The 9,188-nt window shown below is 35.6% G+C and carries 7 protein-coding genes; 4 read left to right on the top strand and 3 right to left on the bottom strand.

Annotated elements, in window-relative coordinates; all coding sequences use genetic code 11:
• A partial coding sequence (locus tag A9G31_RS02305) for a hypothetical protein (protein WP_141671357.1) occupies nt 1–347 on the bottom strand: 347 nt, incomplete at its 3' end.
• Between the two features lie 7 nt (nt 348–354).
• Between A9G31_RS02305 and A9G31_RS02300 the strand changes: the two genes are divergently transcribed.
• The 3 genes from A9G31_RS02300 to pbpC all read left to right on the top strand — a co-directional run bounded on the left by A9G31_RS02300 (nt 355) and on the right by pbpC (nt 5,544).
• On the top strand, nt 355–798 hold the full coding sequence (locus A9G31_RS02300; protein ID WP_065560254.1) for a hypothetical protein: 444 nt from the start codon (nt 355–357) through the stop codon (nt 796–798).
• Nucleotides 799–1,400: 602 nt separating this feature from the next.
• Nucleotides 1,401–3,134 carry an arginine--tRNA ligase gene (gene argS, locus A9G31_RS02295; protein ID WP_065560253.1) on the top strand — a complete coding sequence of 578 codons (1,734 nt, stop codon included), beginning with the start codon at nt 1,401–1,403 and terminating at the stop codon, nt 3,132–3,134.
• 70 nt (nt 3,135–3,204) lie between these two features.
• A complete protein-coding gene (gene pbpC / locus A9G31_RS02290; RefSeq protein ID WP_065560252.1) occupies nt 3,205–5,544 on the top strand; it encodes a penicillin-binding protein 1C in 2,340 nt (779 codons plus the stop codon).
• A gap of 47 nt (nt 5,545–5,591) precedes the next feature.
• Here pbpC and A9G31_RS02285 read toward each other — a convergent pair whose 3' ends face one another.
• The gene (locus A9G31_RS02285) at nt 5,592–5,882 is read right to left on the bottom strand and encodes a putative quinol monooxygenase (protein WP_065560251.1); all 291 of its coding nucleotides are present in this window, start codon (nt 5,880–5,882) and stop codon (nt 5,592–5,594) included.
• Nucleotides 5,883–6,336: 454 nt separating this feature from the next.
• Here A9G31_RS02285 and A9G31_RS02280 point away from each other — a divergent pair, with 454 nt between their 5' ends.
• Nucleotides 6,337–7,353, top strand: a complete 1,017-nt coding sequence (locus A9G31_RS02280; protein WP_218056344.1) for an amidohydrolase family protein — start codon at nt 6,337–6,339, stop codon at nt 7,351–7,353.
• Between the two features lie 232 nt (nt 7,354–7,585).
• Here A9G31_RS02280 and A9G31_RS02275 read toward each other — a convergent pair whose 3' ends face one another.
• Entirely contained in the window at nt 7,586–9,151 is a 1,566-nt protein-coding gene (locus tag A9G31_RS02275; RefSeq protein WP_065560250.1) for a hypothetical protein, read from the bottom strand.
• Nucleotides 9,152–9,188 lie beyond the last annotated feature (37 nt).

Here is a 9,188-nt window from a genome sequence, read left to right as displayed (position 1 = left end):
AAAGTGATATAATAATCCACTGTTCCTCCACTAAATGTACTACTATTGGGGACACCATACTGCGTAACTAAATTCCCCCCAGTACTACTTAAGGTTACCTTATAAGGCGCTTTACATAGATTTAATGTATCACCACGACTAACCGTAGTGCCATCTTTATCCTTTATTGCTAACGATATACTCCCTGATGCCGTTACTCCCCCTGCCCCCTGTCCATCTCCATCATCATCTCCCCACTTCCCTTGGGTAATTAAATCATTGAGACTTATGCTATCTGAATCCAACGGCAATACCATATGAATATCATTAAATGTTATTCCAGCAGAAACCATTATCGGATTTGCCAAACTCGAAGTGTTCGTCGATGGCGTGATATTCCTACCATCCGGCAACTCGATTGCCAAAAAAGTATCCGTATCGATTGCCTTTGTCTGCCCACCATCAAACGTTAAATATGGCGCAGTACCATTAATTAAGTTATTTGTTGTTACTGATAATGCCTGTGCTCCCTGCGTATATGACAATAACAACAACGGCGCAAAGAATAATGCCGATTTAGATAACAATGAAGGCTTAAACAATAACCGTAGTTTGAATAGTAATGGCGGTCTTAATAACCACTTGGATATCGACGATAACTTTGTCGAAAATATGGCCGATGGCGTGACCGAAGAGGTTTTCAAGAATGTTGTCGAAGAATCCGTCGAAGATATCGCCAGTAAAGCCCCCGATGACGGCGTCGATTTCGCTACGCAAAATGACTTTGATGATGAAAATAACTGTGGCGCTCTATTTTGACCACCGTGCGAATCAATAAGATTTAGGGCATAGGTTTGGCAGGCCAGACGCCAACCATGGTAATGCATTTTTATTTCCTTGTCAAGTAATTTATTGTTTTTTATGAGCTTTTATATCAGTTCGCTTGAATTTTGAGCGATTCCTTGCCTGAATAAGCTTAAAAATTATAACTTGATGATGAATAATGCGCCACTTTTTTTGTTAATTTATTGTAAAGAATTGTTAGCGGGTAAGTTTGGGGTTGCTTTGGCTTTTTTTTTGGGGGTGGCGTTTTTTACGGGTGGAGGTAGCGGTTGGGTGGTTTTTGGGACTGGTGGAGTAGGTGCTTTTTAAAGGCCTAAAATCGATCCGGTATACTATTGATTTTATTGAAGTTTTTGTTGGTTTTTTGTTGATCTTGAATAACCCCAACGGTTTATATTATGCTTTGTTTTTTTACTAAAACCACGACGTATTAATACATTTTAGTTGGAGCATTAGTTTTATTCGATTTTTTACACTCTTTTAATAAAAAGGATCCTTCCTCTTTTATGCGATCAGTGACAATTCATCACTTTGTCGGTATTATATTGGGCATTTTATTATAATCGGTTAGGTTTAGTGTGAATATTCAACAATTATTAACGCAACGTGTTTCGCAAGCTATGATTATGGCAGGTGCAGATAAGAACTGCGACGCTTTAATTAAGCAATCAGCTAAAGTACAATTTGGTGATTATCAGGCTAATGGCATTATGTCTGTTGCTAAAAAAATGGGAATGCCTCCTCGAGAACTTGCTCAGACAGTTTTACAGCATCTTGATGTTGATGATATCGCTGAAAAAGTTGAAATTGCAGGTCCTGGTTTTATTAATATCTTTTTGAAAAATAGCTGGATTGCTGAGCAAAATGAAGTTGCTTTAAGTAGTGATAAGCTTAATATTACTTTACCCGCCAAACCGCAAACTATTGTGGTTGATTATTCGGCGCCTAATGTCGCCAAAGAGATGCATGTTGGACACTTGCGTTCAACTATTATTGGTGATGCTAGCGTTCGTGTTTTATCTTTTTTAGGTCATAATGTTATTCGTGCTAATCATGTTGGTGATTGGGGAACACAATTTGGTATGTTAATTGCGTATCTTGAAAAGATGCAAAATGAACATGCCAATGATATGGATCTTTCAGATTTAGAGTCATTCTATCGAGCCGCTAAAAAACATTATGACGAAGACGAAGTGTTTGCCGAAAAAGCTCGTAATTATGTAGTGAAATTACAAAGTGGCGATGAATATTGTCGTGATATGTGGCGCAAGCTAGTTGATATTACCATGACGCAAAATATTGCCACTTATAAGCGTTTAAATGTTACGTTATCGCTTGAAGATACCATGGGTGAGAGTATTTATAACAGCATGCTACCTAATATTGTTGCCGATTTAAAACAGAAAGGGCTTGCGGTTGAAAGTGAAGGGGCGATTGTTGTTTTTCTTGATGAGTATAAAAACAAAGAAGGCGAACCGATGGGTGTTATCATCCAAAAACGTGATGGTGGCTACCTTTATGCAACAACCGATATTGCTTGTGCTAAATACCGTTACGAAACGTTACACGCTGATCGTATTCTTTATTATACTGATTCCCGCCAACATCAACATTTAGAGCAAGTTTGGGCTATTGTTCACAAAGCCAAGTATGTACCAGAATCTTTAAAACTTGAGCACCATATGTTTGGTATGATGCTAGGTAAAGATGGTAAGCCGTTTAAAACCCGTTCTGGCGATACTGTTAAATTAAATGATTTGCTAGATGAAGCGTGTGAGCGTGCAACAACTTTAATTCGTAGCAAAAATCCAGATCTTTCTGAAAGTGAGCTTGCAAAAATTGTCGATGCGGTGGCTATTGGTGCAGTTAAATATGCTGATCTTTCTAAAAATCGGACTACTGATTATGTTTTTGATTGGGATAATATGTTGTCATTTGAAGGCAATACCGCACCTTATTTGCAATATGCTTATACACGTGTGTTATCAATTTTTAAAAAGTCCAATATTTCTGAAGATAGCTTAACAGCTAATATTAGTTTGGAATCTGATAAAGAGCGTGCTTTAGCAACTCGTTTAATTCAATTTGATGAGACTATTTCAATCGTGGCAAGCGAAGGTACACCGCATGTGCTTTGTGCTTATCTTTATGAAATTGCAACGCTGTTTTCAAGTTTTTATGAAAACTGCCCTATTTTAGCAGCCGAAAACGAAAGCCTGAAAAAAAGTCGCTTAAAATTAGCTTCTTTAACAGCTAAAACACTTAAAACTGGCCTTGATATGCTAGGCATTAAGACTGTTGATAAAATGTAATTTAACCACCACCGATGTGAATGCATTGGTGGTGTTTTTTAATACATGCGTTTTAAGCTTTTGACTAAATATGTTTAGGTTTATTGTTCGTCATCAAAATAAGTTAATGGCTTTGTTGCTGTTATTTATTGCGATCCTTATTATTCGTTTGTTACCTCATGCCCCTCTTTCTGAATCACTTACTTTTTCAAAGCGCTATTATGATAATAACAACCAGCTAATTCGAATGACATTAGCCAATGATGATCGTTATCGTTTATGGACGCCTTTGGAGGATATTTCGCCTGATATTGTTAATGGTTTGTTACTGCACGAAGATCAGTGGTTTTATTATCATGTTGGCTTTAATCCATTTAGTTTAATTAGGGCTTTTGGGGCAACCTATCTTGGTGGTGGAAATCGTCAAGGTGCTTCAACCATTACCATGCAACTTGCACGAATGCATTGGCGGTTAAATACTAAAACCATTGGTGGAAAGTTGCATCAAATTGCTAGGGCTATACAGTTAGAGTTGATGTATTCTAAACATGATATTTTAGAAGCGTATTTAAATTATGCCCCTTTTGGTCGCAATATTGAAAGTGTTGGCGCAGCGTCATTTATCTATTTTAATAAACCGCCTTCACAAGTCAATTTGCCCGAGGCGTTAACTTTGGTGGTGTTACCTCAATCACCAACGTTTCGAGTTGATCGTAAAACAGGATTTGCTGGCAAAGCGTTAGTTAAAGCAAGAAATCAATTATTTGAGCGTTGGCAAGAAAAATATTTTGTTGATAGCAATATTGTCGCTCTTTTTTCGCAAAAGTTGGTTTTGCGTCAACCAGAACGAATGCCTTTTGGTGCACCGCATTTTATTAATCAAATCATTCAACAACAGCAAAACGATGCTCAAGAAATTAAAACTACGTTAGATAATAATCTGCAAAAAATCATTAGTCGGCAAGTCAATTTGTTTATTGAGCGAAATCGTGTAAAAGGTATTAATAATGCGTCGGTAATTTTGGTTGATACCCAAACAATGAAGGTTAAGGCACTGATCGGTTCGGCTAATTATTTTGATAATTCTATCCAAGGTCAAGTTAATGGTACACTTGCTAAACGCTCACCCGGATCTACACTTAAGCCGTTTATTTATGCGCTTGGTATTGACCAAGGTGTTTTACATCCTCGTACAATTTTAAAAGATGTGGCCACTGATTTTGGTTCATACACGCCAGAAAACTTTGATCGTAACTTTCGTGGCCCTATTTCGGCAACCGATGCATTAATTCATAGCCGTAATATTCCTGCTGTATCGGTGGCCTCTAAATTACATAATCCCTCTTTTTATCAATTTTTGGTCAATGCCCATATCCAAAAACTCGCCGATGAGTCGCATTATGGTTTGTCTTTAGTGTTAGGTGGTGGTGAAGTTAGTGCTCAAGAGTTAGTCGGGTTGTATGCAATGCTAGCCAACGAAGGCCGTTGGCAGCCATTGCAATTTATTGAAGCCAACGACTCGCCCGAGCCACAAAAGCTGTTAAGTCCACAAGCAGCATTTATGACCATTGATATGTTGAAACAAAATACCCGCCCACAAGATGTACTTAGCAAAATGCAAAAAAAGGTGGTGCCCGTTGCTTGGAAAACAGGTACATCATGGGGATTTCGTGATGCTTGGACAGCAGGAACTTTTGGTAACTATGCTATGGTGGTTTGGCTTGGTAACTTTGATGGTAGTGGTAATAATGCCTTTGTAGGCGTCGATGCCGCCACACCGCTGTTTTTTAATATCGTTGAAAGTATTAACGCTTATTATCCTAACTTGCGTGAACCTAATCGCCCATTACCTCCAAATTTAAAGCGTATCGATATTTGTCTAACCAGTGGCAATCTACTGACTCAATGGTGCAAGGCAAAAGGTAAAACGTGGTTTATTCCGGGTGTGTCACCTATTAATCCTGATACTATTTTTAGACCCGTGATGGTCGACAATCAAACAGGTAAGGCTGTTTGTCCTCCTTATGATTTAACAACCTCTCACTTAGCTGTTTTTGAATATTGGCCGTCAGATTTAGCTGCTGTTTTTGCTAAAGCAGGAATTCCTAAAAAAGCGCCACCATCAACAAAACATTGTCATTCATCACAAAATTTTATAGGCGAACCGCCAAAAATAACTTCGCCTCTTAAAAATGTGGTTTATCAATTTAGAACCACTAAACAAAAAAATGAACAAATTAGTTTTACTGCTAATAGTGATGGTGATGTTAAATCACTTTATTGGTTTGTTGATAACAATTTTATTGGGCAAACCGAACCTCGTAAAGCTCTTAGCTGGATCCCAACACAAAGCGGGACTTTCAAAATTTTAGTGCTTGACGATGTGGGGCGAAGTGATTCACGGAATATAAAAATCGAACTGTTTGATTAATTAATATGGTAGTTAACCCGAAATGTTAACTATCATCATCTTTTAAGTTATATTACTTGTTTGGCAATATTAATCTCTAATCTATCAGTATGTTCTTTAGCAAAGTTGGCAAATTCAACAAAATGTGGCGTTGTGTTGTGAAAATCAATTGCCTGCTGTGATGACCATGTTTCGATCACTATGAAGATATTTGAATTATCTATACTTTGATTAAGTTCATAGCGTAAACAACCTGCTTCAGCTCGACTACCTGCTACTAGACGTTTAAAAATTGGCTGAAATGCGTCATAGAATTCTGGTTTAACTGTGATTGTGGCAATAATATTTAATTGACTCATGTTAGTAGACTACCTATATTTCAAAATAAGTTGTTAGTGTAGTATACGCTTGCTACAGCTAATATCCAAAAGCTGTATTTAAGGTTAATAATCTCATTTTTGTGACAACTAATTATTGTTATTAAATAATTAGTTATGATTTTATTTCTTAATTTATTGGTAATTAACTTTATTAAAAACTATTTTTTGAAGTAAGAAATCTAAAAAATAATACTTTAACTATTTCATTTATTTATATATTTTATAAATTATAGTACTTGCTATTAAAAATATTTTGGTTAGAATTTCTGCAATTTTTTATCGATACGGTGTAGGCGCAATGATCAATTGTAACTCAGTAATCTTAATCATTAATATTATTGATTCCATTTTATCCTCCTTTTTGGGGGATTTTTTTTTGCCTATTGCGTCCGATTTTATCAACTTCATTTAGATTGAATTGTAGAGGCATATTATGATTGAACATAAAAACATGTTATTAACCACAAGAGACCAAAGTTTAAAAGCCTATTTAATGAATAATATTAAGCAAAATGGCGGATGGGTTAATGCACATATGCATGCTGATCGTGCTTTTACTATTTCAGTTGATAGTTTTGATGTCTATCAAAAACAGACTTTAATTGAAAAATGGGATACATTAGATAAAGTCAAAGCATCAATGAGTGAAGATGATTACTATCGTCATTTTAGTATGGCGGTTGAGCGTATGATTGAGCAAGGTGTAAGTGCCATGGGATCGTTTGTTGATATTGATCCTATTGCTGAAGAACGAGCAATTAAAGGAGCCTTAAGAGCACGAGAAACTTATAAAAATGACATCACCATAAAATTAGTTAATCAAACTCTTAAAGGTGTTATTGATAAAGAGGCACGTTATTGGTTTGATAAAGGGGCTGATTTAGTTGATATTATTGGCGGTTTACCACGTCGTGATGAGCGTGATCATGGTGAAGGTATGGGACTTAAACATCTTGATGTGTTAATGCAAACAGGTAAGTCATTGGGCAAAATGGTGCATGTACATGTTGACCAATTTAACTCACAAGATGAAATCGAAACAGAACAACTTACCGATAAAACTCTTGAGCATGGTATGCACGGGCGAGTTGTTGCCATCCATAGCATTTCTATCACTGCGCATAGTTTAGAATATCGCCAAAAACTCTACAAAAAAATGAAAGAGGCTAAAATGATGGTTATTGCTTGTCCTTTTGCTTGGATCGATAGCCCTCGCCGTGAAGAGCAAGGCCCTACTCGTAACTCATTAACCCCTGTTGATGAACTGGCTGCTGCGGGTATTCCTGTTGCTATTGGCACGGATAATGTTAGTGATTATATGTTACCATTTTCAACGGGTAATATGTGGGAAGAACTTAAATTGTTAGTAACAGGATGCCGTTACACTGATTTGGATAATGTGGTTAGTGTGGCGACTAAAAATGGACGAATGGTGCTAGGTATTGATTGATTTGAGATAGAACAAACTTATCAAAATAAGTTACTCATCGGTTTTATCTGAAAAATGCTCCCGATGAGTAACTGATTATTGAATCGTTTTATTTAAGTAATTTTCATATTTTAGCTAAATTTGCAATATTAAAAACTTAAATAAAATCAAATGTTTACATAATTTTTAAGAATGACTTCTGAAGGTATTTAAAAAGTTATTTAAATACCTTTTGTTAATTAAAGAATGGTAGTTATAAGTATTTACCACAAACAGCTCGTTTAGCTTCGTCTCTTCCCCACGCACTTGGGAAAGATATCATACCATCATGACTTGAAATCACTATTCCTTCTATAGGATTATTAATATTAGTTGTTGGGTGAGTTTCTTTTGTGAAAAACCAACCATAACTCCAATTCGATTTAGGATAAGATGGCGATATACCATAAATATCATATTTAACTGCTCTGCCCCACTCACCAAAAACGCCTAACCCAATACCTCGAGTAAATACATTATATATACGTCCTTGATAACTATCCAAATTTTTACTTGAAAAACTTGAACCATTATTTAAATCTTGACGACTCAATAAACTCATAGGACTTACACATTTTAACTTCGCCTCTTGTTGGTTAGTTACAAGGTCATTTGTCGGTTCAACCCATAAATCTAATGTAAAACTATAATCATAATGAATATTATTATCTGATTTTAGAGTTGCTGAAATAGTGGCACTTTTAACTGGACCTTCTAGTGTAACAAGACCATTCTCATCAACGGGGGTAAGAGTATTACTACTTGTAAAAATATAATCTTCTTGTTTTCCACCCATAACAAGCTGGAACTGCGCACCCCTAAAGCCTGTTGTCGGGAAAAGCTTACCATTTGATGCCGTTGGCTTCACCTTGAACCCTTGATTTACAACATAATCATCTGTGTGGCCACCACCAAATTCTAGATTTGGTTTATCTTTATTTATACCATTTATACCTGCGCCCGTTAGGTTCCATTTATCATCAATTCCACTATTATCATTCTTAATTGAACGCCATTGATAGTCCGGAGATGAATTAATTCCATTCGGTTTTGCAAAACAAGCTTTAGCTATCGCTATTTTATATGTTTTGGTTATAGGCTTGGTTTCGAGCGAATCTGTAATAATGTGACTTACAGGATAACTCTCTTGAGGATAACCATATTCTGTTTTAATTTTAATATCTTTTGCTGTAATTTCTAATTGTAAAGGCATTTCGTACTTATTATGACTACACGCAATATCATCATAATCGGCTTCATCAATAAGTTTACCTCTATTATCTTTCCAAACAAATTTAAGTGTATTTGTAACTGGTGTAACTGGATCAAAAGCATCACCATCAACATCAAAATAATCACCACTAAGATCATTTATTGATGCTCTAGGTGTAAAATAACTCTTTATATTAAAATCGCTAAGTTTAGTGTTTTCATCAAAATACTTAATCGTATCACTTTTGATATTGCCATTTAATTCATTATAATCGTTTCCGTTATAATGAAATCCAAGTTTGTTTATTATAGTTTCGTTTGCAAAAAATTGTGGCTCATTTCCTTGAATCATACGAAATGTTGTGGCTGAAAGCATTGCATTGGTTTCATTTAAACTACTTATTGCAAAAATAACAGAAAAAAAGCTTATTTTTATAAGCTTTTTTTTAATATTCGAGTTAGAAGATACACCTATTTTGTTCTTATTAAAATACGGAACATACTGCTCGTGAAATTTACTCTGAAACTCTGTAAAAAAGTAAGAATAACCGTCTATGTTTTGTTTCATGTTTATTTCTCAATTATCTATTATTATTTATATAATT

This window comes from Gilliamella sp. Gris1-4, from assembly GCF_001690335.1.
GTDB classification, from domain to species: domain Bacteria; phylum Pseudomonadota; class Gammaproteobacteria; order Enterobacterales; family Orbaceae; genus Gilliamella; species Gilliamella apicola_P.
The sequence above is the reverse complement of the archived record's forward strand: the minus strand, read 5'-3'. Positions and strand labels throughout refer to the sequence as shown.

Excerpts from the sequence above, each read along its gene's own strand:
- A9G31_RS02280 (WP_218056344.1), top strand. The coding sequence starts at position 6,337 with ATGATTGAACATAAAAACATGTTATTAACCACAAGAGACCAAAGTTTA.
- A9G31_RS02275 (WP_065560250.1), bottom strand. The coding sequence starts at position 9,151 with ATGAAACAAAACATAGACGGTTATTCTTACTTTTTTACAGAGTTTCAG.
- A9G31_RS02285 (WP_065560251.1), bottom strand. The coding sequence starts at position 5,882 with ATGAGTCAATTAAATATTATTGCCACAATCACAGTTAAACCAGAATTC.
- pbpC (WP_065560252.1), top strand. The coding sequence starts at position 3,205 with ATGTTTAGGTTTATTGTTCGTCATCAAAATAAGTTAATGGCTTTGTTG.